The organism is Pseudonocardia wallangbongensis, assembly GCF_054486945.1.
Genome location: NZ_JBRERS010000006.1, coordinates 20238 through 44556, shown reverse-complemented (window position 1 = coordinate 44556; position 24319 = coordinate 20238). Strand labels below are relative to the sequence as shown.

Sequence of the window (24319 nt, the reverse complement as noted above, 5' to 3'; positions counted from 1 at the left end):
AATTTTTCGCAGGAGGCGCTGGTGGGCTGGGAGCTCGACGACGAGCACGCCGACTTCCGCGGCACGTGCCGGGCGTTCACCGACCGGACGGTGCGGCCGCTGGTCGTGGAGGCCGAGGCGACGGGCACGTTCCCGTCGCGGTTGTGGAAGGAGCTCGGCGCGGCGGGGCTGCTCGGGCTGGTGACGCCCGAGCAGTTCGGCGGGGCGGGCGGCGACGCGCTCGCGGTGGCCCTGCTCGCGGAGGAGCTGACGAGGGCCAGCGGCGGGATCGCCGTCACCGCGCTGGTGAGCGCCTACATGGCGGGCCCGCACATCGTCCGGTACGGCACACCCGAGCAGCAGCGGCGCTGGCTCGCCCCGCTCGCCACGGGCGACGCCGTGGCGGCGATCGCCGTCACCGAACCGGGCACCGGCTCCGACGTCGCCGGCCTCACGAGCACCGCCCGCCGCAGCGGCGACGGCTGGGTGCTCGACGGCCGCAAGATGTTCATCACCAACGCCGGGCTCGCCGACGTCCTGGTCGTCGCCGCGCGGTCGGGCGGCCCCGGCCACGGCGGGATCACGCTGTTCCTCGTCGAGCCGGGCACGCCCGGCCTCTCGTTCGGCCGGCCGCTGGCCAAGATGGGCTGGCACTCCTCCGACACGCGCGAGGTCGTGCTCGACGCCGTCGAGGTGCCCGCCGACGCCGTGCTCGGCCGGGAGGGCCGCGGCTTCCACCAGATCATGGAAGGCTTCCAGCTCGAGCGGGTCGCGCTCGCGGCGATGGGCCTCGGTCACGCCGCGGAGTGCCTCGACCTCGTGCAGGCCCACGTCCGCGACCGCACGGCGTTCGGTGCCCCGCTCGCGCACCTGCAGACGGTGCGGCACCGGGTGGCGGCGATGGAGGTGGAGCTGGAGGCCGCGCGGCTCCTCACCTACCAGGCCGCCGCCCGCCTCGACGCCGGGCACCTCGACGCGCTGCAGTCGGTGGCCCGCGCCAAGTACGCGGCGGCGCTCGCCGCGAACCGCGTCGTCGACGACGCCGTGCAGCTCTTCGGCGGGGCCGGGTTCGTCGAGGAGTCGCCGGTGGCCCGGCACTACCGCGACGCCCGGATCCTGCGCATCGGCGGCGGCACCGACGAGATCCAGCTGGAGATCCTGAGCAAGGGGATGGCCTCATGACGGCAACCGACGTCGCCGCGGCCCGGGATCGTGCCCTGCTCGGCGGCGATCCGGCGCGCTGGCCGGGCAAGCTGCCGGTGCGCGACCGGCTCGCGATCCTGTTCGACCCGGGGACCTTCGTCGAGGACGGGCTGCTCGCCGCCGCCGAGAGCGGCCTGCCCGCAGACGGTGTGGTCACCGGCGTCGGGCGGGTCGAGGGCAGGCCGGTCGCCGTCATCGCCCACGACTTCACGGTCAAGGCCGGCTCGTGGGGCGCGCTCACCTGCGAGAAGCAGATCCGCATCCTGGAGCGGGCCGACCGCGACCTGCTGCCGGTCGTCTACCTGGTCGACTCGGCCGGCGGGCGGCTCACCGACCAGATGGGGTTCTTCCCGGGGCGCCGCGGCGCCTCGGCGATCTTCAACCTGCAGATCAGGCTGTCCGGTCGCGTCCCCCAGCTGTGCTGCCTGCACGGGCCGTCCGCCGCCGGCGGGGCATACATGCCGGCGTTCTGCGACTGGGTCGGCATGGTCAACGGCAACGCGTCGATGTACCTGGCGAGCCCCCGCGTCGCCGAGAAGGTGACGGGGGAGCGCACCACCCTGGAGGAGATGGGCGGTGCGATGATGCACGCCACCGTCTCCGGTTGCGGGGACGAGGTGTTCGACTCCGACTGGGAGGCCGTGGCCGCCGCCCGCCTCCTGCTGTCCTACCTCCCCGACGACTTCCGCTCCCCGCCCCGGCGCCGCGAGCCCGTGCCGGTGGAGCGTCCCGAGTGGGACGGGCTCGTGCCCGCCGACCCCAACGTCGGCTACGACGTGCGCGACGTCGTCGACGGGGTCGTCGACGGCGGCACGTTCTTCGAGATCAAGGCGCGCTGGGCGCAGGAGATGGTGGTGGGCCTCGCCCGGCTCGACGGCCGGGTCATCGGGATCGTGGCCAACCAGCCGAGCGTGCGCAGCGGCGCGATCTTCGTCGACTCGGCCGACAAGGCCGCGCGGTTCATCTCGCTGTGCGACGCATTCAACATCCCGCTCGTCTTCCTGCAGGACGTGCCCGGGTTCATGGTGGGCGTCGAGGTCGAACGCCAGGGGATCATCCGCCACGGCGCGAAGATGATCGCGGCGATGGCCTCGGCGGAGGTCCCGAAGTACTCCGTGGTGTTGCGGAAGGCCTACGCCGCCGGCTACTACGCCATGTGCGCGCCCGGGTTCGAGCCGCGCGCCACGATCGCGGTCCCGACGGCCACGATCGGCCCGATGGCGGCCGACGCGTCCGTCAACGCCGTGTACGCCAACAAGATCGCGGCGATCGCCGACGAGGAGGAGCGCGCCGCCTTCGTCGCGGCCCGCACCGCCGAGCAGCAGGCCGACATCAACCTGCTGCGCATGGGCAGCGACCTCGTCGTGGACGCCGTGGTCGAGCCCGGCGCGCTCCGGGACGAGCTGGCCGCCCGCATGGTCGACGCCGACCGGTGGACGCGCACGCCCGGGCGCCGCCACCACCTCGTGAGCCCCGTCTGAGGAGTGTGAAATGGATCTGCGTAGCGGTGCCGGTAGCGGAACCTCAGACGCCGTCTCGCTCCGGGATCCCCTCCTCATGAACGCCGGTTCACCGCGTCGGGGCTGTCCTCGCGAGACGACGTCTGAGAACCCGCGTCGGTGCCGGCTGCGTGCTGGCAAGCACCTGCGGCTCCGCCGCCTTCCAAGCACGAGCTAGCACCTTCCCCGAGGAAAGGACGACGATGTCCGGCCCGACCGACAGCCTCAGCCAGCTGATCGACCGCCCGCTTTCGCCGCTGCGCCCCGAGTGGGTCGTCCCCGAGCGCGCCGAGGCGCTGCGCGCCGCGCGGGCGTTCCCCGACGCGGACGCCTACTGGGAGTGGGTCGCGGGACAGCAGCGCTGGTCCACGCCCTGGCACACCGTTCGATCCGGCGGCCTGGAGAGCTTCCGCTACTTCGAGGGCGGCCGGATCAACGTCGCCGACAACTGCGTCGACCGCTGGGCGGAGGACCCGGCCACGCGGGATCGCGTGGCCGTCGTGTGGGAGGGCGAGCCGGGTGACGTCCGGACGGTGACCTACGCCGACCTCGCCGACGACGTGTCCCGGCTCGCCGCGGGGCTGCTGGCGCTGGGCGTGGCCCGGGGCGACGTCGTCGGCATCTACATGCCGAACCTCGTCGAGGCGTTCACCGCGATCCACGCGTGCAACCGGATAGGCGCGATCTACACGGTGCTGTTCTCCGGGTTCGGCGAGGAGGCGGTCGCCTCCCGGCTGCAGGCCGCGCGCGCCTCGGTCGTGATCGTCGCCGACGCGAGCTACCGGCGGGGGCGGCGCATCGAGCTGCTGGAGACGCTGCGCGCCGCCCGGAAGCGGGCGCCGTCGGTGCGCGCGACGGTGGTGGTCGACCGCACCGGGGACGCGGCGGCGCTCGAAGCCGGCGAGCACGCCTGGTCCGACGTGCTGGAGCGCGGCGCCGCGGGTACCCCGGCCGTGCCGCTCGACGCCAACGACCCGTCGTTCCTCATCTTCACCAGCGGCACCGAGTCCAGGCCCAAGGGCGTGGTGCACAGCGTCGGCGGGTTCCTCCTCGGGACCTGGGCGAACGCGCACTGGCAGGTCGGGTACGAGCCGGGCGACGTCTACTGGGTGGCGGCCGACGTCGGCTGGCTGACCTTCCCGATCCAGGCCGTCGTCGGCGGTCTCGCCTGCGGGATGACGATCGCCTGCTTCGAGGGCGCCCTCGACACCCCGACGCCCGCCCGCTTCTACACGATCTGCGAGCGGCACCGGGTGACGAAGGTGCTCGCCGCCCCGACGCTCGCCCGGATGCTGCGCAAGTTCGGCGACGAGCTCGCCACCACGCACCCGCTGCCCGGCCTGAAGCTCATCACGATGCAGGGTGAGCCCCTGGACGCCGACACCTTCGAGTGGACGAGCAGCACCTTCGACGTCCCGGTCGTCAACGCGTACGGGCAGACCGAGACCGGGTCGACGTGGACCTACCCGGTGTACGGGGTGGAGCCGCTGAAGGCGGGCTCGGTGGGCACCCCGGTGCCCGGGCACACCTTCGAGATCGTCGACGACGACGGCCGCCCGGTTCCGCCGGGGGTGAAGGGCAACCTCGTCCTCACCGCGCCGTTCCCGACGCTCGCCCGCACGGTGTGGGACGACCACGACCGCTACCTCGCCACCTACTTCTCCCGCTTCCCCGGGCGCTACGCCACGCACGACGAGGCCGTGCTCGACGACGACGGGCAGCTGTGGGTGCTCGGCCGCGCCGACGACGTGATCAACGTGGCGGCGCACCGCATGTCGACCATGGAGATCGAGGCGGTGGTCACCGCGCACCCCGCGGTGGTCGAGGCCGCCGTCGTCGGCATCCCGCACGACACGAAGGGCACGGTCCCGATCGCGTTCGTGACGCTGCGCGGCGACGTCGACGCCGGCTCCGCCGGGGCGGACATCGGCCGCCACGTCGTGGCCGAGATGGGCGGCTACGCCCGGCTGGACGCCGTCCACGTGACGGCGGCGATGCCCAAGACCCGGACCGGCAAGATCATGCGCAGGCTGCTGCGCGACCTCGTCGTGCACGGCAGGCCCACCGGCGACACGAGCGCGATGGAGGACCCCGCCGCGCTCGACGTCGTCGCGGCCGCCGTGCGGAGCTGAGAGGGGACGCGCCGTGCGGCACTACGCCCTCGAGGACCGGACGATCGGCCGGATCCTCGCCGACAAGGCCCGGACGGTCGGGGACCGGACCTTCCTCATCCACCTCGGCCAGCGCTGGACGTACGCCGACGTCCACGCCGTCACCAACTCCTACGCCGAAGGCTTCCGGCGGGCCGGGATCGAGCGCGGCGACCACGTGGCGCTCATGCTCCCGAACCGTCCCGAGATGCTGTGGGCGCTCTGGGGACTGGGCAAGCTCGGGGCCGTCGCCGTGCCGATCAACACCGCTGCGAAGGGCGACCTGCTCGGCTACCTGCTCGACCAGTCCGACTCGGTGCTCCTCGTCGCCGAGGACGGTTACCGCGACCGCGTCGACCCGGCCGTGGCGCAGGTGGCGGGCGTCCGCGAGGTGCTCGGGCCCGACCACCTCGCCACGTTCGCCGCGCTGCCGTCGCAGGACCCGCCGGAGCTGGCCGACGTCCGCCACGACGACCCGCACCTGATCATGTACACGTCCGGCACCACCGGGCCGTCGAAGGGCGTGGTGTGCCCGCACTCGCAGGGCCACGGCGTCGGGCTGCGGATGGCGTCGCTGTCGGGCTACGGCCCCGAGGACGTGCTCTACACGTGCCTGCCGCTCTTCCACGCGAACGCGCTGTGGTTCACCGTCTACGCGGCGCTGTGGGCGGACGCGGCCGTGGCGCTCTCGCCCGCGTTCTCCGCGCGCCGCTTCTGGGACGAGATCCGCGAGTCCGGGGCCACCGTCTTCAACGCGCTCGGCGCGATGGCGAACATCATCTGGCAGCAGCCGCCCTCGCCGCGCGACCGCGAGCACCGCGTCCGGACGGCGATGATGGTGCCGAACTCGCGCGAGCTCGTCGAGACCTGGCGGGAGCGCTACGGCATCGGCGTCACCTCGGTGTACGCGATGACGGAGAACACCGCCGTGACGGTGTTCGGGCCCGATGACCCGCCGGGCAAGGCGTCGTCGGCCGGGCGGGTGCGCGACTACATGGACGTCCAGATCGTCGACGACGACCGGTGCCCGCTGCCGCCGGGCGAGGTCGGGGAGATCTGCATCCGCCCGAACGAGCGCGGCAGCATCATGCTCGGCTACTACGAGATGGCCGAGGCCACCGTCGCCGCCACCCGTGACCTGTGGTTCCACACCGGCGACCGAGGCCACCTCGACGAGGACGGCTACCTCTTCTTCGCCGACCGCAAGAAGGAGGCGATCCGCCGCCGCGGCGAGAACATCTCCGCGTTCGAGGTGGAGACCGTGCTCTGCCGCCACCCCGACGTCGTCGAGGCCGCGGCCGTGCCGGTGCCCTCCGAGCTGGGCGAGGACGAGGTGATGGCCTACGTCGTGCCGGCCCCGGGCGTCGACGTGGACTACGCCGAGCTCGTCGGGTTCTGCGCCGAGCACATGGCCTACTACATGGTGCCCCGCTACCTGGAGGCCGTGGCCGGGCTGCCGAAGACGCCGAGCGAGAAGATCGAGAAGTACAAGCTCGCCGTGTCGGCGCGCGAGCGGCTGGGCGAGCTGTGGGACCGCGAGAAGGCCGGCGTCACGGTGCGGCGCCCGTGAGCCCGGTGGTCACCGAGATCGACGGCGCCGTCGCCCGGGTGCTGATCGACCGGCCCGGAGCGAAGAACGCGCTGAGCCCGGCCGTGCTCCACGGACTCGACTCCGCCGTCGACGCGGTTCTCGCCGCGGGCTGCTCGGTGTTCGTGCTGCGCGGGGCCGGCGGGACGCTCTCCGCGGGTGCGGACCTACCGCACCTGCAGACCCTCCTCGGCGACGAGGCCGCGATCACCCGCTACATCGCGTCGATCGGCGCCGTCCTGGACCGGATCGAGGCGGCGCCGTTCGTGTCCGTCGCGGTGGTCGCCGAGTACGCGCTCGCAGGCGGCTGCGAGATCCTCCTGGCCTGCGACCTGGCCGTCGTCGCCGAGGACGCGCGCATCGGCGACCGGCACCTGCAGTACGGGCTCCTGCCCGGCGCGGGCGGCTCGGTCCGCCTGCCCCTCGCCCTGCCCCCGATGCGGGCCCGCAGGCTGCTCTACACCGGCGAGATGATCGACGGTGCGACCGCGGCCGAGTGGGGGCTCGCCAGCCACGTCGCCCCCGCCGCGGACCTCGACGCGACCGTCGACGCGCTCGTCGCCCGGCTCTCCCGGCACGGCCGTGACGCGCTCGCCGGGATGAAACGGATGTACCGCGCGGCCGCCCCGGTCGCCACGCAAGCCGCCCTCGCCGCCGAGCGCACCGCGCTCGTCCGGCACCTGATGACCTCGCCCGACGCGGCGGAAGGCCTCGCCGCGTTCCGCGCCGGTCGCGCCCCGCAGTTCCCCAGCCACCCGCAGCACCTGGAGACACGATGACGAGCACCCGGCCGGTCACCGGCCGCTGGTTCGAGGAGCTCGAGGTCGGCACGGTCGTCCACCACGCCACCCGGCGCACGGTGACCGAGACCGACAACGTGCTCTTCACGACGATGACCATGAACCCGGCACCGCTGCACCTCGACGCCGACTACGCGGCGGGAACCGAGTTCGGCCGGCCGCTGGTGAACAGCATGTTCACCGTGGCGCTCGTCGTCGGGCTCTCGGTGCCGGAGCTGACGCTGGGCACGATCATCGCGCAGCTCGGCATCGACGAGGTGTCGTTCCCCGAGCCGGTGTTCCCCGGCGACACGATCCGCGTGGAGACCGAGGTCGTCTCGGCCCGCCCGTCGCGCTCGCGCCCCGCCGCCGGGCTCGTCGTCTTCGAACACCGCGCCCGCAACCAGCGCGACGAGCTCGTCTGCCGGGCCCGCCGCACCGGGCTCATGCACCGCAGGCCGTCCCCCACCCCGTCGGAGCAGCCATGACGACCCCCGCCCCCGCACCGATGCGCCGCGTGGCCGCCTCGGTCCTCATCGGCACGACCATCGAGTGGTACGACTTCATCCTCTACGGGTCGGCCGCCGCGCTCGTGCTCGGCCCGCTGTACTTCCCCGGCGGCGACCCGGTGGCCTCGACCCTCCTCGCGTTCAGCACGTTCGCCGTCGGGTTCCTCGCGCGCCCCCTCGGCGGGATCGTGCTCGGTCACTTCGGCGACCGCATCGGCCGCAAGCAGATGCTGGTGCTCTCGCTGTCGATGATGGGCGTCGCCACGTTCCTCATGGGCCTCCTGCCGACGTACGAGACGATCGGCGTCGCCGCCCCCGTCCTGCTGGTCCTGCTGCGGCTCGTGCAGGGATTCGGCGTCGGCGGCGAGTGGGGCGGCGCGGTGCTCACCGCCGTCGAGCACGCGAGCCCGGCCCGGCGCGGGTTCTTCGGCAGCCTCCCGCAGGTCGGGGTGCCCGCCGGGCTGTTCCTCGCCACCACCGCGTTCTTCCTCGTCTCGCAGCTCCCCGAGGAGGCCTTCCTGTCCTGGGGCTGGCGGCTGCCGTTCCTCGTGAGCATCGTGCTCGTCGGGGTCGGGCTCTACGTCCGCTTCACGATCAGGGACACCCCGGTGTTCGAGGAGATCAAGCGCAACCGGCGGGCCGCGCGGATGCCGCTGGTCGAGGCCGTGCGCCGGTACCCGCGCCAGGTGCTGTTCGCCACCGGTTCGATGATCAGTACGGGGGCCTACTTCTACGGCGTCAACACCTACGCCCTGTCGTACGCGAAGTCGGCGCAGGTGCAGACGGGCAACGCGATGCTCGTCGCCGTGCTGGTGTCGGCCGTGGTGGCGGTGGTCGCGATGCCCTATTTCGGGGCGGTGGCCCAGCGCCGCGGCCGGCGCACGCTGATCATCGCCGGGCTGGCCGCGATGACGGTCTGGATCTTCCCGACGTTCATGGCCATCGACAGCGGTGACCCGGTGCTGCTCGTGCTCGCCTACGTGATCGGCGCGATCGTCTTCTCGGTGTCCTACGGGCCGCAGGCCACGTTCATCACGGAGCTGTTCGACGCGACCGTCCGGTTCAGCGCCTCGACGGTGTCCTTCCAGCTCGGCGTGCTGCTCGGCGGGGCGATCACCCCGATCATCGCCACGGCGCTCGTCGCGTCCTGGGACACGTCGATGGCGGTCGCCGTGTACATCGCCGTGCTGTCCGTCCTCTCGCTGGTGTGCGTGGCGGCGGTGTCGCAGCGCGACCTCTCCCGCGGCGGCGCGGACATGGACGAGCTGCGCCGGGCGGACGTGGACGGGGCGCCCGCATGATCACGCAGTACCTCGACCGCATCGCCGTCGGAGATCGGCACGTCAGCCGCGCACGGACGATCACCGAGACCGACCTGGTCTCGTTCGCGATGTTCACCGGCGACTGGCACCCGATCCACACCGACGTCGAGTTCGCCGCGGCCGACGCGCGGTTCGGGCAGCGGATCGCCCACGGGGCCCTCGTCATCTCGGTGGCGCTGGGACTCGTGGAGCTCCGGCCCGCGGCGATGAAGGCGTTCTACGGGATCGACCAGCTGCGGTTCGTGGCGCCGACCCACATCGGCGACACGCTGCACGTCGAGACCGAGGTCCTCGCGATCACCCCGCGCGGGCCCGACGCCGGGGTCGTCACCTCGCGGTTCGTCGTGCGCAACCAGCACGGCGACGAGGTGCTCATCGCGACGCTGAAGTGCCTCGTGGTGCGCGAGGGCGCGGCGTGATCGCACGGCTGCGCAGCCTCCTGTTCGTGCCGGGCGGGCGACCCGACCTGCTCCCGAAGGTCGGGCGAGCCCGCCCGGACGCGGTGGTCGTCGACCTGGAGGACGCCGTCGCGCCGAAGGCGAAGGACACCGCCCGCCGGGCCGCCGTGGACGCCCTCACCGCGGGGCGCCCGGACGCGGGGATCGTCCTGCTGCGGGTCAACCCGCCCGGCACACCGTGGCACGAGGCCGACCTCGCCGCCGCCGCGGCCACCGGCGTGGCCGGCGCGATCGACGGGGTGGTGCTGCCCAAGTACGAGCGCGCCGACCAGCTCGCCGCGGTGTGGGCGGCGCTACCCGCCGGCGCGCGGATCGTCGTCGGCCTGGAGACCGCGCGCGGCGTCGCGGACGCGCGCCCGCTGCTCGCCCAACGCCCCGACGCCGCCTACTTCGGCGCCGAGGACTACGCCGCCGACATCGGGGGCAGGCGCACGGCCGCGGGCGCCGAGGTGCTCTTCGCGCGCAGCGCCGTGTGCCTCGCCGCGCACCTCGCGGGCGTGCTCGCGCTCGACCAGGCGGTGATCGCCGTCCGCGACGCGGACGCGTTCCGCGCCGACGCCGAGCAGGGCCGCGACATCGGCTACCGCGGCAAGATCTGCCTGCACCCGCTGCAGGCCGCGATCGCGCACGAGGTGTTCACGCCGTCCGCGGCCGAGGTCGAGCACGCCCGCGCCGTCATGGACGCCGCGGAACAGGGCGTCGGGGTCGTGGACGGCGAGATGGTCGACGCCGTCCACGTGACGATGGCATGGCGGGTGCTCGCAGCAGCGGGGGAGCGCGCGTGCGGTTCGGCCTGATGCTCCCGCCGCAGCTCGACCTCGCGCGGGTCGTGCCGCTCGCCCGGCGGGCCGAGGAGCTCGGCTACGACCTCGTCGCGTGCGGCGAGCACGTGTTCTTCCACGTCCCGACGACCAACGCGTTCGTCGCGCTCGCTGCCGCCGCGGGGGCCACGAGCCGGATCGGCCTGCTCAGCGCGGCCACCGTGCTGCCGGTGTACCCGGCTCCGCTCGCCGCCAAGATGGCGGCCACGCTCGACGGGATCAGCGGTGGGCGCTTCGAGCTCGGCGTGGGGGTCGGGGGCGAGTTCCCGCCGGAGCTGCTCGTGTGCGGTGTCGACCCGGCCGAGCGCGGCGCGCGTGCCGACGAGGCGCTCGCCCTGCTCACCCGGCTCTTCTCCGGGGAGCCGGTGCACCACGACGGGGAGTTCTGGAGGCTGGACGGGCTGGCGCTCGACCCGCCGCCGCGTCACCACCTGCCGATCTGGGTCGGTGGCCGGCAGCGGGCGGCGATCCGGCGGGCCGGGCGGTTCGCCGACGTGTGGATGCCCTACATGGTCGACCCGCGGCGGTTCGGCGAGAGCCTGGAGCAGGTGCGTGCCGAAGCCGTGGTGGCCGGGCGGCCGGCGCGGGCCGTGCACGGAGCGCTGTTCTGCTGGGCGGGCGTCGGCGCCGACGGGGTCGCCGCGCGGCGCACCGCGCTCGCGGTCCTCTCGCGGATCTACCGGCAGGACTTCGGCCCGCTCGCCGACCGCTACGTCCCGGCCGGAACGCCGGCGCAGGTCGCCGCACGCCTGTCCGAGTACGCGGAGGCGGGCGCCGGGACCGTGCTCTTCGCCCCCGCCGTCCCGGACGACGGGCTGGAGCGGGCGGCGCAGATGTTCATACACGAGGTCGCGCCCGCCCTGGGCACGGCGTGACGAGGGGGAAGCAGACGCAGGTGCTGTCCGATGAACCGATCAACCCGCTGCGGAAGGTGCTGGTCGCGAACCGCGGCGAGATCGCCGTCCGCGTGATCAGGGCCGCGCGCGACGCCGGCCTGCGCAGCGTGGCCGTGCACACCGAGCCCGACCGCGGGGCGCTGCACACGCGGCTCGCCGACGAGGTGGTCGCGCTGGCCGGCGCGTCGGCCTACCTGGACATCGACGCGGTCGTCGGGGCCGCGGTCGCCGCAGGCGCCGACTCCGTCCACCCGGGCTACGGGTTCCTCGCCGAGAACGCGGACTTCGCGCAGGCGGTGCTGGACGCCGGGCTCGGGTGGGTCGGCCCGCCGCCCGCCACCATCCGCGACCTGGGCGACAAGGTCACCGCGCGGCGGATCGCGCGTTCCGTCGGGGCCCCGCTCGCGCCCGGTACCGCCGACCCGGTGCGCGACGTCGCCGAGATCGAGGCGTTCGCGCGCACGCACGGCCTGCCGCTCGTGATCAAGGCCGCGTTCGGCGGCGGTGGCCGCGGCCTCAAGGTCGTGCGCGACGCCGCGTCGATCCCGGAGCTGTTCGCGTCGGCCACGCGGGAGGCGACGGCGGCCTTCGGCCGGGGGGAGTGCTTCCTCGAGCGCTTCCTCGACCGCGCCCGCCACGTCGAGGCGCAGGTGCTCGCCGACGGCTACGGCACCGTCGTGGTCCTCGGAACCCGCGACTGCTCGCTGCAGCGGCGCAACCAGAAGCTCGTCGAAGAGGCGCCCGCACCGTTCCTCACACCGGAGCAGCGGCGCGTGATCCACGGGTCGGCGAAGGAGATCTGCCGCGCTGCCGGCTACAGCGGGGCGGGCACGGTGGAGTACCTGGTGGGCGCGGACGGGCTGATCTCGTTCCTCGAGGTCAACACCCGGCTGCAGGTCGAGCACCCGGTCACCGAGGAGACCACGGGGATCGACATCGTCGCCGAGCAGTTCCGCATCGCAGCGGGCGCCAAGCTGCTCACCGACGCCGACCCCGAGCCGCGGGGGCACGCCGTCGAGTTCCGGCTCACGAGCGAGGACGCCGGGCGCGGATTCGTGCCCGTGCCCGGCACGGTCACCACCTTCCGGATGCCGGCCGGCCCGGGCGTCCGGGTCGACGCGGGCGTCGAGGCGGGGGACCCGGTCGACGGTCGCTTCGACTCGATGTTCGCCAAGCTCGTGGTGAGCGGGGCCGACCGGGACGAGGCGTTGCACCGGGCTCGCCGGGCGCTCGCCGAGGTGCGGGTGGAGGGGGTGCCGACGCCGGTGCCGTTCTACCGGCAGGTCGTCGAGCACCCGGACTTCGCCGGCCGGTTCGCGGTGCACAACCGCTGGATCGAGACGGAGTTCGACGGTGTCGTCGAGCCGTGGACGGATCCGGCGGCGCAGCCGGCACCGGACGCGCTGCCGGTCCGGGTGGGGCGGCAGGTGCTGACGCTGCGGGTGCCCGGCCTCGCCGCGCTCGGCGAGCGGGGCGAGACGATCCGGCGGGAGGCGGCCGCGCTGCGCAGCGCCGCGACGCCCACCGTCTCCGGGAACGCCGTCGCCGCGCCGATGCAGGGCACGATCGTGCAGGTGGCCGTCCGGGAGGGGCAGGAGGTGGCGGAGGGTGACCTCGTTGCCGTCCTCGAGGCGATGAAGATGGAGAACCCCGTGCTCGCCCACCGCGCGGGCGTCGTGGCCGGGCTCGCCGTGGCCGTCGGCGACACCGTGACCCGCGGAACCGTGATCTGCCAGATCTCCGCGTCGTAGAGCCACTCCTCCTGCGCGGCCCCGCGGGCTACGGTCGCCGTATGCGCTTCGCGATCAAGACGCGGCCCGAGCACACGACCTGGGAACGGATGCGGGACGTCTGGGTGGCCGCCGACGAGTTCGACGTCTTCGAGTCGGCGTGGAACTGGGACCACTTCTACCCGCTCAGCGGCGACCTCGCCGGGTCCAACCTGGAGGGGTGGACCACGCTCGCCGCGCTGGCCCAGGCCACCCGCAGGATCCGGATCGGTTGCCAGGTCACCGGCATGATCTACCGCCATCCCGCGGTGCTCGCGAACATGGCCGCCACCGTCGACATCATCTCGGACGGCCGGCTGATCCTGGGCGTGGGCGCCGGCTGGAACCAGCAGGAGTGCGACGCGTACGGGATCCCGCTGCCACCGCTGCGGGAGCGGTTCGACCGGTTCGACGAGGGCGTCGAGGCGATGATCGGGCTGCTGCGCGACCCCGTCACGACGTTCGAGGGCAAGTACGTCACGCTGACCGACGCCCGCTGCGAGCCCAAGCCGGTGCAGCGGCCGCACCCGCCGATCACGATCGGCGGGCGCGGGCCGCGCCGGACGCTCGGCGCCGTGGCCCGCTGGGCGCAGGAGTGGAACGTGATCGTCCCCACCGCGGCCGAGTGGCGACCGCTGAAGGAAACGCTCCGCACCCGCTGCGCCGAGGTCGGGCGCGACCCCGCCGAGATCACCTGCTCGGTCAACGTCCGCATCGAGGGCGACGTCCCGGCGGAGCAGGCCATCGGGGGTGCGCTCGGGCAGATCGCCGACTTCACCGCGGCCGGCGTCGACCTGATCGTGCTCAACCTCCCGCTGGACACCACGCCGGAGATCCTCCGCCCGCTCGCCGAGGCGGTGACGCCGCTGGCCTGAACCTCCGTGTCAGCTCGTCATGCTCGCGAACATGCCGGGCTCGTAGGAGCCGCCCTTCTGGTGCGCGATGACGGCCATCCGGTTGGCCGCGTTGATCAGGCCGACCAGGCAGACCAGCGCGGCGATCTGGTCGTCGTCGTAGTGCTTGCGCACCTGGGCCCAGGTCTCGTCCGAGACGCCCTGGTGGGCGTCGGCGAGGCGGGTGCCCTCCTCGGCGAGCGCGAGCGCGGCCTGCTCGGCCTCGGTGAACACGGTGGCCTCGCGCCAGGCGGCCACCAGGTTGATCCGGACCGGGGCCTCGCCGGCGGCGGCGAGCTCCTTGGTGTGCATGTCGACGCACCAGCCGCAGCCGTTGATCTGGCTCGCGCGCAGCGACACCAGCTCCTGGGTGGACTTCGGCAGCGCCGAGTCGTGGATGACGAGGCTCGCGTTGGCGAACCGCTTGCCGAACTTGGCGGCGACCTCGTTGCCGAGCATGTCGATACGGGGTTCCATCACGTGGTCCTCACTCGTGGTCCTGTGTGTTGCACTGACGACCACGAGATGCCGGCTCGCCGGTCCCTGTGACGGCGTGGCCGCGTGACGTGCGCCATACGCTTCCCGGTGTCACAGAACGGCGGTGCCCGGCGTCTGGTGGGGAGGCAGTCCAGAGGAACAGGAGCCATCCATGGCCGGCAGCCGCCCGGATCGCGCCACCGAGGCGTTCCTCACCCACCGCAACCTGCTGTTCACCGTGGCCTACGAGATGCTCGGCTCGGCCGCGGACGCGGAGGACGTCCTCCAGGAGACGTGGCTGCGGTGGGCGGGCGTCGACCTCGACACCGTGCAGGACCACCGGGCCTACCTGGTCCGGATCACCACCCGGCAGGCGCTCACCCGGCTGCGCACGCTCGGCCGGCGCAAGGAGTCCTACGTCGGCTCCTGGCTGCCCGAGCCGTTGCTCACCGCGCCCGACGTCGCCGACGACGTCGAGCTGGCCGACAGCGTCTCGATGGCGATGCTGCTGGTGCTGGAGACGCTCGCACCGACCGAGCGGGCGGTGTTCGTGCTGCGCGACGTGTTCGACCTGGGCTACGACGAGATCGCGGAAGCCGTCGACAAGAACCCGGCCGCGGTCCGCCAGATCGCGCACCGGGCACGGGCCCACGTCGCCGCACGCCGCCCGCGCGGTGTCATCTCCCCGGCCGAGGCCGGCGAGGCGCTCGAGGCCTTCCGGCAGGCGATCGAGACGGGTGACGTGCAACGCCTGCTCGACGTCCTCGCACCGGACGTCGTGCTGGTCGGCGACGGCGGCGGGCTCAAGCAGGCCGTCCTGCGGCCCGTCGTGGGGGCCGACAAGGTGGCCCGCCTGACGATCACCGGGATGGGGCGGGTGGCCGACGCGCTGTCCCTGCACCCGGCCCAGGTCAACGGCTTCCCGGCGCTGATCGTCCAGCTCGACGGCGAGCTCGACACCGTCTTGGCGCTGCGCATCGACGACGGCCTCATCACGGGGCTCTACGCCGTGCGCAACCCCGAGAAGCTGTCGCGCATGCAGAGCGAGACCGCGCTGCGCCGCTGAGCGTCCTCAGGCGAGCGCGATGGCGCCGAGCACCGCGAGCAGGACGACCTTCACGATCTCGAGCGCGACGTAGACCAGGTGACCGCGCGAGCGCGGCGGCTCCGCGTCGGCGTCATCACCGGCGAGCACCCGGTCCGAGCGGCGGTTCAGGGCCGGTCGCAGCAGCCCGAGCTGCACTCCCAGCACCACGGCCACGGCGACGCCCGGCCCGACGAGCGCGGGCGTTCGTGGACCGACGGCCAGGGCGATGGCGACCACGGCGAGCAGGGCGAGCTCGACGCGGTTGAGCGCGGTGAACACGATGCGCCCGATGCCGAGGCCCAGGCGCACCGTGATGCCGGGCGCGCGGAACTTGAGTGGCGCTTCGAGGAACGAGATGGCCAGCACCATGCCGAGCCAGATGAACACTGCGGCGGGAAGCACGAACACAGTCTGGCGTGCTCCCGGGTGCGGCCGCCCGGATCCCGGGTACCAGCCGCGTCACATCAGGGGTTCGGGCTCCGGACCAGCTCGGCGAGCCGGTCGGGCGCGTCGAGCGGCACGAACGTCTTGGCGCCCTCGACCCACACCAGCCGCGCGTCCGGGATGTCCGTCGCGAGCCGTTCGGGGTGGCTGGCCTTGAAGAACGGGTCGTCCCGGCCCCAGACGAGCAGCGTCGGGCGGTCGAACCGGCGCAGTACCGCGATCGCGCGCATCGTCTCGCGGGTGGTGATGCCGCGCAGCACCTTGCCGACGTCCCGCCGGATGCCGGCGTCGCGGCGCAACGGCTGCACCCAGTCCTCGACCATCGGGCGCGGGATCGGCGTGGCCGCGAGCAGCCCGAACACCCGTCGGCTCACGGACACGCCCATGGCGCGTGCTGCGAGGGACATGCCCCCGGGGATCCGCGGCAGCAGCTGCAGGGGCCGGAACGCGGGCGGGAGGAAGTTCTCGTAGGCGTCGCAGTTGGTGAGGACGAGCCGGGCGAGGCGCTTGGGATGGTCGGCCGCCACGATCTGACAGATCGCCCCGCCGGTGTCGTTGCCGACGAGGGTGACGTCGGCCAGCTCGAGCGCGTCCATGAAGTCGGCGATCAGGCGGGCGACCCCGGCGGGCGAGAGGTCGGCGTCGGGGTGCATCGCCTCGGGGTGCGAGCCGAGCGGCAGGTCCGGGACCACGACCCGGAAGTCCCCGGCCAGCAGCGGCACCACCCGTTCCCACAGCGAGCCGTTCACGAGCAGCCCGTGCACGAGGAGGACGACGGGGCCCGAGCCGCTGTCGCGGTAGTGGATCGTGCCCTGGGTCAGCTGCACCTGCGGCATGGCGGACTCCATTCACATACAACCTGTATCTGAACCTGGACGCTAACATACAGCCGGTATGTCAACAAGGGACGAGCGTGCCGACGAGACGCGGCGCGAGCTGCTGCGCGTGGCCCGCGAGCTGTTCGCCGATCGCGGGTACGGCGCCGTGGGCACCGAGGAGATCGTTGCGCGCGCCGGGCTCACCCGCGGCGCGCTCTACCACCACTTCCAGGGCAAGCGCGACCTGTTCCGGGCCGTGCACGAGCAGCTGGAGGAGGAGCTCGTCGCCGAGATCGCCTCCCGGCTCGGCGACGTCACGGACGCCGAGGCGCTGCTCGACGCCGGTGTGCGCGCGTTCCTCGACTCGTGCACCGACCCGAGGCGCGCCCGGGTCACGCTGGTCGACGCGCCGACCGTGCTCGGCTGGGCGGAGTGGCGCGAGATCGACGAGCGCCACGGGCTCGGGCTGGTGACCGCCGCGTTGAACGGCGCCATGGACGCGGGCGCGATCGCGCGGCAGGACGCGCGGCCCCTGGCCCACCTCGTCATCGGGGCGCTCGGTGAGGCCGCGCTGCTGATCGCCAACGCCGAGGACCCCGCCGCCATGCGCGGCCAGGTGGAGCCCGCGCTGCTCGCGCTCGTCGGAGGGTTGCGCGCTCGCCCGCCGGACCGATGAGGTTTCGGCAGCGCGCCGGTCTACCCACCGACAACACCCGATGCGAAGGGACACCGCGATGGCGAAGGTCATCTCCACCCTGTTCATCTCGGCCGACGGCGTGGCCGAGATCGACCCCGACTGGCATTTCCCCTACTTCGACGAGAACATGGGCCGCGCCGTCACCGAGGACTACGCGACCTCCGACGTGCTGCTCATCGGCCGTGAGACCTACGACAGCTTCGCCGGGGCCTGGCCCGACCGCGAGCAGGCGGGCGAGGACGACGCACCACTCGCCAAGCAGCTCGGCGACATGCGCAAGGTCGTCGTCTCGCGCCAGCCGCTCGAGTTCTCGTGGCGCAACTCCGAGCTGGTCGCGGGCGACCTCGTCGAGTCCGTCGCCGCGCTCAAGGCGGACGCCGGCGTCAAGGGCGTCCTCATCCCCGGCTCGATCTCCGTCGTGCAACAGCTGCTCGCCGCGGGCCTCGTCGACGAGCTCCGCCTGCTGGTGCACCCGGTGGCGGCCCGCAAGGGGCGCAAGCTGTTCGACGACGGCGACGCGCCGTACCACCTCACGGTGACGGCGACGGAGGCGTTCCCGACGGGCGTGATCCGCGTGATCTACGCGCCGGCCGAAGCGCCGGGGAAGGTCGGCTACGACGAGGTCAAGGGCCAGGTTTGAGCGGTCATCGGAGACCCCGGTGGGGATAGTCTCCGTCCATGGCGACGGAAGCCCACATTCCGCGCGAGCGGCTCCGTCGCATCGAAGCGGTGACGGACACGGCGCTCGACGAGCTCGGGGTCGAGGAGATGCTCGCCGAGCTGCTCGAGCGGGTGCGCGACCTCCTCGACGTCGACACCGCCGCCGTGCTCCTGCTCGACCTCTCCGAGCAGTACCTCGTGGCGACGGCCGCGCGCGGCATCGAGGAGGAGGTGCGCCAGGGCGTCCGGATCCCGCTCGGCAAGGGGTTCGCCGGGCGGATCGCCGCGGAGAGGGAGCCGGTGATCCTCGAGACGGTCGACCACTCGAACGTCCTCAACCCGATCCTGCGGGAGAAGGGGATCCACTCGCTGCTCGGCGTCCCGCTCCTGTCCGCCGGCGAGGTGATCGGCGTGCTGCACGTCGGGAGCCTGCACTCCCGGCTGTTCACGCACGAGGACGCGGTGCTCCTCCAGCTCGCGGGCGACCGCGTGGCCCTCGCCATCCAGGCGAGGCAGATCCAGGTGTCGCGGGCGGCCGCGGCGACGCTGCAGCGCAGCCTCCTGCCGGCGAGGCTCCCGGAGGTACCGGGCCTGGAGTTCGCCACGCGCTACGTGCCGGGCGGCGGCGGAGACGTCGGGGGCGACTGGTACGACGTCTTCGACGTTCCGTCGGGCCACGTCTACGTCGTCGTCGGGGACGTGGCCGGTCGCGGCATCGCGGCGGCCGTCGCGATGGGCCGGATCCGCACGGCCCTGCGCGCCTACGCGCTGCAGACCGACGACCCGGCCGAGCTGCTCACGCGCCTCGACGCGCACGTCCGGTACTTCGAGCCCGGCGTCATGGCCACCGCGCTGTGCGCGGTCATAGCCCCGTCCCACGACAAACTGCTCGCGTCGTGCGCCGGCCATCCGCCACCCGTCTCGACCTCCCCCGCCACCCCCGGCGTGGTGGTGGACCTGCCACCGGACCTGCCGCTCGGCGTCGACCCCACGCGCCGGCGGCGCGCCACGCCGATCTCGCTGGCCCCCGGCCACGGCCTCTTCCTCTACACCGACGGCCTCGTCGAACGGCGGGGTCTCTCCCCGGACGTGGGGATAGGCCGGCTCTGCACGGCCCTCTGCCCGGGGCCGGCCGACGCGGTCTGCGGAAAGGTGATGTTCGAGCTGCTCGGCAGCGAGCAGGCCGACGACGACGTCGCCGTGCTGATGCTGTCGCGGTTGCCGGCGGGTAGCGCCGAGCCGCTGACCGGGTGAGCGACCCCGTGACGGTTGACGAGCTGGTCGTCGAGTTCGCGCTGGTCCGCCTCGACCATCCCGGCCTCGATCTCGAGGATGTCGCCGCGATGGTCGTCCACCGGGTCGGCCCGGAGCAGGCCCTCGAGTTCGCGTCGCGGAACCTCGCCGCCCGCGACGAGCTGCGGGGCGGCACGTTCGAGTCGGCCGTCGAGTACGTGCTGCGGACGGTGCTGATGCTGCGCGAGGATCCGGGCGACTGACCCGCTCCGGTCAGTAGGCCCGGCCGATCAGCACGGCGTGCTCGGCGGGCAGGCCGCTGATCAGGCAGGTCGGTGCCGGTGGGGCGGCGTCGACGATGCAGCGGATCGAGGCGCTGGTGCGCTCACCGAGTGCCTTCTCCGACTCCTCGGTGCCGGACCAGGCGGCCAGGAACAGGCCCCCGTCGTCGACGCGCCGCGCGAACTCGTCGAAGTCGGTGACCGGGTGGGTGTGCTCCTCGCGGAACGCCCGGGACTGCGCGAACAGCACGTCCTGGATCTCGTCGAGCAGGTCGGTGACCGCGCGCACGGCGCCGTCCAGCGGGACCTTGCTCTTGCTGCGGTCGTCGCGGCGCACCACGGTGGCCTCGCCCGCCGCCAGCTCGCGCGCGCCGAGCTCGATCCGGACGGGGACGCCCTTCAGCTCCCAGTCCACGGAGCGGCGGCCGAACGAGGTGTGGGTGCGCGCGTCGACGTGCGCGCGGACGCCCGCGGCACGCAGCTCCGCCTCGATCCGCCGGGCGGCCTCGCCGTCCTCGCCCAGCTGCATGACCACCACCTGGTGCGGCGCGATCGCCGGCGGCAGGCGCAGCCCGTGGTCGTCGCCGTGGACCATGATCGTCCCGCCGATCATCCTGGTGGACGTGCCCCAGGACGTGGTGGCGGCGTGGCGGCGCTCGCCCGCCGCGTCCAGGTACTGGATGCCGAAGGCGCGCGCGAAGTTGTGGCCCAGGTCGTGGCTGGTGCCCATCTGCAGCGCCTTGCCGTCGCGCATCAGCGCCTCGCAGGTGAAGGTGTGGTCGGCGCCCGCGAACCGCTCGCCCGGCGACTTCTCGCCCACGGCGACCGAGATCGCGAGCGTCTCCTCCATGAACCGCCGGTAGACCTCCAGCATGCGCGCGGTCTCCTCGACCGCGTCCTCCACGGTGGCGTGGACGGTGTGACCCTCCTGCCAGAGGAACTCGGTGGTGCGCAGGAACACCCGCGGCCGAAGCTCCCAGCGGACCACGTTGTTCCAGAGGTTGATCATCAGCGGCAGGTCCCGGTGGGACTGCACCCACTTCGCGAAGTAGTGGTTGATCACCGTCTCCGAGGTGGGCCGCACCACCAGCGGTTCGGCGAGCTCCTCCCCGCCGCCGTGGGTGACCACGGCCAGCTCCGGGGAGAAGCCCTCGACGTGCTGCTTCTCCTTCTCCAGGAAGCTCATGGGGATGAACATGGGGAAGGCGGCGTTCTGCGCACCGGTCGCCTTGATCCGCCGGTCCATGTCGGCCTGCATGAGCTCCCAGATCGCGTACCCCCACGGTCGGATGACCATGGTCCCGCGCGCCGGGCCGTTGTCGGCCAGTTCGGCGCGAGCAACGATGTCCTGGTACCAGGCGGGGAAGTTCTCCGCCTGCGGGGTGAGTACGGCCTTTGCCACGTGGAGAACGTAGCCGCGCAGGCAATCGCTTATCGGCTACGTCGGGACGACGAAGATGTGGGTCATCCCGGACTCGTGGCTGTTCTCGCAGTTGTTCCGGCCGGTCGCATCGCAGAGGCCCGACGCCGGGCCGCCGACGGTGCCGGGGTCTCCCGCCAGATGGGTCGTGGTCACCTTGGCCTGGAAGTCGGTGCAGCCGGGCTTGACCGGGAACTTGGTGTAGAGCGGAACCGCGACGTGGTTGACGCCGCGCTGCAGGGTCCGTTCGATCTGCGCGACGGGGGCGGAGGGGCAGTTCGCGCCACCCGACGTCGTCACGGTCAGCGCGAAGCGGGCCCGGACGGTGCACTTCGACGTGGTGCTGCAGCGGTGGAACTCCACGTCGGCGATGACGGCCAGCTGCTTCGGCCCGGCCGGGATCTTGCCGCTGAGGACGGGGGCCGCGACCGAGGACGTCACGGGCGGGGTGGCCTCCTTCAGGGATCGCTGGAGCGCCACGCCGTTCACGTCGCCGGTGACGTCCTCGGAGGCGAACCGCAGCTCGCCCTTCACCGTCTCCCGGGAGACGTTGGGCGATGTCGACCCCGTGCGCAGGTACTGGGTGCACGAGAGCACCCCGGACGTCCTCGCCGTCACCAGGAAGCGCGTGACGACCGTGATCTTGCGCAGGGGAGAGGCACTGGTGCGGGGGAACACGTTCTCCCCCATGACGACGCTCGACCTCCCGGCACCCGAGCACCGGACCTCGTTGTCGATGAGGTTGACGTCGTCGGCGTCGTAGGCATCGACGGTGGAGTAGATGTAGGCCGTCCTGCCGGCCGGGATCGAGGTCTCGATCGTCCCCAGCGGGACGACCTTCTGGCTCGCCTGCTCACCCTCGGGCGGGGACTTCGGGATGTCGGTGATGACGGTCGGGCCGAAGGACGCGGACTTCGCGGCCGTGGCGGCCTGGGCCTCGAAGGCGGTGCTCCCGGCCACCACGGTGACCGCCGCGAGCACGGCGGCACATCGATGCAAGAACTTCACGGGTTCCCCCCACGTCTGCTGTACTCGGCCGCGCCGGGTGCGTCGATCACGACGGCGCGCAGAATCTAATGATCAACGCGATCGCGCATCCACCCGTGGGCGGACGCGGGTCGTCGTCCCAGGGGCGGACGACCAGCAGGCTCCCGGTGCGAAATGATGCGATCATGACGTCTACCCCGAGCCGGGCCCGTTGGCGCGACCTGCTCGTCGTGGTGGGCGGATGCGCGCTCGACCTGGTCGGGTTCTCCAAGATCCTCTCCGGTCCCGAGGAGTTCCCGGCCTGGGTCGCCGGGTACGCGGTCGCCGGTTTCGTCGCCCTGTTCTGGCGCCGCCGGGCACCCGTCGTGGTGTTCGGTGTGCTGTGGCTGCACGCCGTGATCGCGGCGGTCGCGATCCCGTCGTACGGTCCGGTCGTCGGGCTGGTGATCGCCCTGTTCACCGTGGCGAGCGGCTCCTCGCGCGCAGCCGGGAACTGGGCGCTGGGACTCAGCCTCGTGCCGACGGTGATCCTGGTCGCGGGCGAGGTGGCCGGGGCGCCGCCCGCGCTGGTGATCTCCGTGCTGGCCGCGTCGTTGACGCTGCTCTCGCTGGTGAACGCCGGTGCGTGGAGCCTCGGCCGGTGGGCCCGGGCCCACCACGAACGGCTCGACGTGCTCGAGGTGCAACGCCGACGCGAGGCGCAGGAGGCCCTCACGGCCGAGCGCACCCGGATCGCGCGCGACCTGCACGACATCGTCTCCCACTCCGTCGGGGTGATGACCCTGCAGGCCGCGGGCGCTCGACGCGTACTCGCCGCCGGCAAGCAGGACCGCGCCGCGCAGGCCCTCGCCGACATCGAGGGCGCCGGCACCCAGGCCCTGGTCGAGCTGCGTCGGATGCTCGGTGTCCTGCGCGTGGACGGGCAGCCCGCGGACGACGCCGAGACGCAGCCGCGGGTCGGGCTGGACGAGCTCGACCCGCTCGTCCAGCGCGTGCTCGCCGCCGGGCTGCCGGTCCGCGTCGTCCGGCACGGCCGGCCACGGCCGCTGGACCTGGGCGCGGACCTGTCCGCGTACCGCACCGTGCAGGAGGCCCTCACCAACGTCGTGAAGCACGCCGGCGTGGGCGTGCCCACGCTCGTCGAGCTGCGGTGGGCCGGCGACGAGCTGGAGCTCTCGATCACGAACGACGCGCCGGCGCGACCCCCGGAGCCGCCGCCGCACCCATCCGGCTACGGCCTGATGGGTCTCCGCGAGCGCGTGGTCGCCATCGGTGGCCGCTTCACCGCGGGCCCGCTGCCCGACGGCGGGTTCCGCGTCGCCGCCACGCTGCCGGTGAGCGCTCCGGTGCCGGCGTGATCCGCGTGATCGTCGCGGACGACCAGCCGCTCGTGCGCAGCGGGCTGGCGATGCTGCTCGACGCCGAGCCGGACGTCGAGATCGTCGCCGAGGCCGCCGACGGCAGCGAGGCCGTCGAGCGGGCCCGGCTCCTGCAGCCCAACGTCGTGATCATGGACGTCCGGATGCCGGTGATGGACGGGGTGGAGGCCACCCGGCGCATCACGGCCGACACCTTCGCGGGCGACGCCGACCAGCCGGTGAAGGTCCTGATCCTCACCACGTACCACGTCGACCGCACCGTGCACGAGGCGTTGCGCGCCGGGGCGTCGGGGTTCCTGCTCAAGGACTCGGCGCCCGCCGACCTCCTCGCCGCCACCCGCGCCGTCGCCGCGGGCGATGCCTGGCTCCAACCGGCCGTCGCCCGTGACCTGCTCGCCGAGTTCGCCGCGCGGCCCGAGCAGGGCTCGGCCGCCCCGGAGGTGGTGTCCCGGCTCACGCCGCGCGAGACGGAGGTGCTCGTCCACATCGCACACGGCCTGACGAACACCGAGATCGCGGAGCGCCTGCACGTCAGCGAGGTCACCGTGAAGACCCACGTGGGGCGGATCTTCATGAAGCTCGACCTCCGCGACCGCGTGCACGCGGTGATCACGGCCTACGAGAGCGGCCTCGTCACTCCGAGCAGGCCCGGGTGTACCAGCACGTACCCACCGGGTCGCCCGGGTCCGTCCCGGCCGCCGCCACCGTCGTGACCGGCCGCAGCTGCGCCTGATCCGCGAGGTGCGCCGAACCGACGAGGGCGGCCACGCTCCCGACGAGCAGGGCCGCGCCGACGATCGCTCTGCGTGTGCGGTTCCGCACGATGTGGTTCATGGCAGTCCCCCCGCCGGAGTGGTCGGAGCCTGCCTCCGACCGCGCGTGACCCTACTGCAATGCTGAACCGGTCGTGGCAACGTCCACACCCGATTGCCGCACACTCCGCACACCCGATCGCCCACAGGACCGCCGC

At 73.1% G+C, this 24319-nt stretch carries 24 protein-coding genes; 19 read left to right on the top strand and 5 right to left on the bottom strand.

Going from position 1 to position 24319, the window contains the following annotated elements; translation table 11 throughout:
• The first annotated feature begins 21 nt into the window (after window positions 1–21).
• The 12 genes from ACU436_RS22330 (at window position 22) to ACU436_RS22275 (ending at window position 13848) form a co-directional block, all read left to right on the top strand.
• Window positions 22–1161, top strand: coding sequence for an acyl-CoA dehydrogenase family protein (locus tag ACU436_RS22330; RefSeq protein WP_459028278.1), 1140 nt, complete (start codon window positions 22–24; stop codon window positions 1159–1161).
• Entirely contained in the window at window positions 1158–2663 is a 1506-nt protein-coding gene (locus ACU436_RS22325) for an acyl-CoA carboxylase subunit beta (RefSeq protein ID WP_459028276.1), read from the top strand. The genes ACU436_RS22330 and ACU436_RS22325 overlap by 4 nt, the downstream gene beginning before the upstream one ends.
• A gap of 221 nt (window positions 2664–2884) precedes the next feature.
• Window positions 2885–4813: an AMP-binding protein gene (locus ACU436_RS22320; RefSeq protein ID WP_459028275.1), complete on the top strand. Its 1929-nt coding sequence runs from the start codon at window positions 2885–2887 to the stop codon at window positions 4811–4813.
• 13 nt (window positions 4814–4826) lie between these two features.
• The gene (locus tag ACU436_RS22315) at window positions 4827–6401 is read left to right on the top strand and encodes an AMP-binding protein (RefSeq protein WP_459028273.1); all 1575 of its coding nucleotides are present in this window, start codon (window positions 4827–4829) and stop codon (window positions 6399–6401) included.
• Window positions 6398–7198 carry an enoyl-CoA hydratase/isomerase family protein gene (locus ACU436_RS22310; protein ID WP_459028272.1) on the top strand — a complete coding sequence of 267 codons (801 nt, stop codon included), beginning with the start codon at window positions 6398–6400 and terminating at the stop codon, window positions 7196–7198. Before ACU436_RS22315 ends, ACU436_RS22310 begins: the two co-directional genes overlap by 4 nt.
• Window positions 7195–7686 carry a MaoC family dehydratase gene (locus ACU436_RS22305; RefSeq protein ID WP_459028271.1) on the top strand — a complete coding sequence of 164 codons (492 nt, stop codon included), beginning with the start codon at window positions 7195–7197 and terminating at the stop codon, window positions 7684–7686. Before ACU436_RS22310 ends, ACU436_RS22305 begins: the two co-directional genes overlap by 4 nt.
• A complete protein-coding gene (locus tag ACU436_RS22300; RefSeq protein ID WP_459028269.1) occupies window positions 7683–9008 on the top strand; it encodes an MFS transporter in 1326 nt (441 codons plus the stop codon). The genes ACU436_RS22305 and ACU436_RS22300 overlap by 4 nt, the downstream gene beginning before the upstream one ends.
• Window positions 9005–9448, top strand: a complete 444-nt coding sequence (locus ACU436_RS22295; protein ID WP_459028267.1) for a MaoC/PaaZ C-terminal domain-containing protein — start codon at window positions 9005–9007, stop codon at window positions 9446–9448. The genes ACU436_RS22300 and ACU436_RS22295 overlap by 4 nt, the downstream gene beginning before the upstream one ends.
• Window positions 9445–10284 carry an HpcH/HpaI aldolase/citrate lyase family protein gene (locus ACU436_RS22290; protein ID WP_459028265.1) on the top strand — a complete coding sequence of 280 codons (840 nt, stop codon included), beginning with the start codon at window positions 9445–9447 and terminating at the stop codon, window positions 10282–10284. The genes ACU436_RS22295 and ACU436_RS22290 overlap by 4 nt, the downstream gene beginning before the upstream one ends.
• On the top strand, window positions 10269–11183 hold the full coding sequence (locus tag ACU436_RS22285; RefSeq protein ID WP_459028263.1) for an LLM class flavin-dependent oxidoreductase: 915 nt from the start codon (window positions 10269–10271) through the stop codon (window positions 11181–11183). The genes ACU436_RS22290 and ACU436_RS22285 overlap by 16 nt, the downstream gene beginning before the upstream one ends.
• Window positions 11184–11203: 20 nt before the next feature.
• On the top strand, window positions 11204–12955 hold the full coding sequence (locus tag ACU436_RS22280) for an acetyl/propionyl/methylcrotonyl-CoA carboxylase subunit alpha (RefSeq protein WP_459028261.1): 1752 nt from the start codon (window positions 11204–11206) through the stop codon (window positions 12953–12955).
• Between the two features lie 41 nt (window positions 12956–12996).
• Window positions 12997–13848: a TIGR03560 family F420-dependent LLM class oxidoreductase gene (locus ACU436_RS22275; protein WP_459028260.1), complete on the top strand. Its 852-nt coding sequence runs from the start codon at window positions 12997–12999 to the stop codon at window positions 13846–13848.
• Window positions 13849–13857: 9 nt separating this feature from the next.
• Here the strand turns inward: ACU436_RS22275 and ACU436_RS22270 are convergent, their stop codons facing one another.
• Complete coding sequence (locus ACU436_RS22270; protein WP_459028259.1) at window positions 13858–14343, bottom strand: carboxymuconolactone decarboxylase family protein; 486 nt, start codon at window positions 14341–14343, stop codon at window positions 13858–13860.
• Window positions 14344–14515: 172 nt separating this feature from the next.
• Here ACU436_RS22270 and ACU436_RS22265 point away from each other — a divergent pair, with 172 nt between their 5' ends.
• Window positions 14516–15409 carry an RNA polymerase sigma-70 factor gene (locus ACU436_RS22265; RefSeq protein WP_459028257.1) on the top strand — a complete coding sequence of 298 codons (894 nt, stop codon included), beginning with the start codon at window positions 14516–14518 and terminating at the stop codon, window positions 15407–15409.
• A 6-nt stretch (window positions 15410–15415) separates the two neighbouring features.
• Here ACU436_RS22265 and ACU436_RS22260 read toward each other — a convergent pair whose 3' ends face one another.
• The gene (locus ACU436_RS22260; RefSeq protein WP_459029078.1) at window positions 15416–15799 is read right to left on the bottom strand and encodes a hypothetical protein; all 384 of its coding nucleotides are present in this window, start codon (window positions 15797–15799) and stop codon (window positions 15416–15418) included.
• Between the two features lie 95 nt (window positions 15800–15894).
• A complete protein-coding gene (locus ACU436_RS22255; RefSeq protein ID WP_459028255.1) occupies window positions 15895–16710 on the bottom strand; it encodes an alpha/beta fold hydrolase in 816 nt (271 codons plus the stop codon).
• Between the two features lie 58 nt (window positions 16711–16768).
• Here ACU436_RS22255 and ACU436_RS22250 point away from each other — a divergent pair, with 58 nt between their 5' ends.
• The 4 genes from ACU436_RS22250 to ACU436_RS22235 are packed head-to-tail and all read left to right on the top strand — an operon-like array spanning window position 16769 to window position 19545.
• Complete coding sequence (locus tag ACU436_RS22250) at window positions 16769–17368, top strand: TetR/AcrR family transcriptional regulator (protein ID WP_459028253.1); 600 nt, start codon at window positions 16769–16771, stop codon at window positions 17366–17368.
• 58 nt (window positions 17369–17426) lie between these two features.
• On the top strand, window positions 17427–18029 hold the full coding sequence (locus ACU436_RS22245) for a dihydrofolate reductase family protein (protein ID WP_459028251.1): 603 nt from the start codon (window positions 17427–17429) through the stop codon (window positions 18027–18029).
• A gap of 38 nt (window positions 18030–18067) precedes the next feature.
• Window positions 18068–19303 (top strand): PP2C family protein-serine/threonine phosphatase, encoded by a 1236-nt coding sequence (locus ACU436_RS22240; protein WP_459028249.1) that lies wholly within the window; start codon window positions 18068–18070, stop codon window positions 19301–19303.
• 8 nt (window positions 19304–19311) lie between these two features.
• Complete coding sequence (locus ACU436_RS22235; protein ID WP_459028247.1) at window positions 19312–19545, top strand: hypothetical protein; 234 nt, start codon at window positions 19312–19314, stop codon at window positions 19543–19545.
• 10 nt (window positions 19546–19555) lie between these two features.
• Here the strand turns inward: ACU436_RS22235 and proS are convergent, their stop codons facing one another.
• Together proS and ACU436_RS22225 are read right to left on the bottom strand one after the other, a co-directional pair.
• Window positions 19556–20965 (bottom strand): proline--tRNA ligase, encoded by a 1410-nt coding sequence (proS, locus tag ACU436_RS22230; RefSeq protein WP_459028245.1) that lies wholly within the window; start codon window positions 20963–20965, stop codon window positions 19556–19558.
• 36 nt (window positions 20966–21001) lie between these two features.
• Window positions 21002–21991 (bottom strand): hypothetical protein, encoded by a 990-nt coding sequence (locus ACU436_RS22225; RefSeq protein ID WP_459028243.1) that lies wholly within the window; start codon window positions 21989–21991, stop codon window positions 21002–21004.
• Between the two features lie 164 nt (window positions 21992–22155).
• Here ACU436_RS22225 and ACU436_RS22220 point away from each other — a divergent pair, with 164 nt between their 5' ends.
• Entirely contained in the window at window positions 22156–23328 is a 1173-nt protein-coding gene (locus ACU436_RS22220) for a sensor histidine kinase (protein ID WP_459028241.1), read from the top strand.
• Window positions 23325–24062, top strand: coding sequence for a response regulator (locus ACU436_RS22215; RefSeq protein WP_459028239.1), 738 nt, complete (start codon window positions 23325–23327; stop codon window positions 24060–24062). Before ACU436_RS22220 ends, ACU436_RS22215 begins: the two co-directional genes overlap by 4 nt.
• The last annotated feature ends 257 nt before the right edge of the window (window positions 24063–24319 follow it).

Coding starts and splice junctions, on each gene's coding strand:
- ACU436_RS22295 (WP_459028267.1), top strand. CDS start 9,005: ATGATCACGCAGTACCTCGACCGCATCGCCGTCGGAGATCGGCACGTC.
- ACU436_RS22320 (WP_459028275.1), top strand. CDS start 2,885: ATGTCCGGCCCGACCGACAGCCTCAGCCAGCTGATCGACCGCCCGCTT.
- ACU436_RS22270 (WP_459028259.1), bottom strand. CDS start 14,343: ATGGAACCCCGTATCGACATGCTCGGCAACGAGGTCGCCGCCAAGTTC.
- ACU436_RS22265 (WP_459028257.1), top strand. CDS start 14,516: ATGGCCGGCAGCCGCCCGGATCGCGCCACCGAGGCGTTCCTCACCCAC.
- ACU436_RS22220 (WP_459028241.1), top strand. CDS start 22,156: ATGACGTCTACCCCGAGCCGGGCCCGTTGGCGCGACCTGCTCGTCGTG.
- ACU436_RS22240 (WP_459028249.1), top strand. CDS start 18,068: ATGGCGACGGAAGCCCACATTCCGCGCGAGCGGCTCCGTCGCATCGAA.
- ACU436_RS22260 (WP_459029078.1), bottom strand. CDS start 15,799: ATGGTGCTGGCCATCTCGTTCCTCGAAGCGCCACTCAAGTTCCGCGCG.
- ACU436_RS22275 (WP_459028260.1), top strand. CDS start 12,997: ATGCGCTTCGCGATCAAGACGCGGCCCGAGCACACGACCTGGGAACGG.
- ACU436_RS22250 (WP_459028253.1), top strand. CDS start 16,769: ATGTCAACAAGGGACGAGCGTGCCGACGAGACGCGGCGCGAGCTGCTG.
- ACU436_RS22305 (WP_459028271.1), top strand. CDS start 7,195: ATGACGAGCACCCGGCCGGTCACCGGCCGCTGGTTCGAGGAGCTCGAG.
- ACU436_RS22325 (WP_459028276.1), top strand. CDS start 1,158: ATGACGGCAACCGACGTCGCCGCGGCCCGGGATCGTGCCCTGCTCGGC.
- ACU436_RS22300 (WP_459028269.1), top strand. CDS start 7,683: ATGACGACCCCCGCCCCCGCACCGATGCGCCGCGTGGCCGCCTCGGTC.
- ACU436_RS22255 (WP_459028255.1), bottom strand. CDS start 16,710: ATGCCGCAGGTGCAGCTGACCCAGGGCACGATCCACTACCGCGACAGC.
- ACU436_RS22245 (WP_459028251.1), top strand. CDS start 17,427: ATGGCGAAGGTCATCTCCACCCTGTTCATCTCGGCCGACGGCGTGGCC.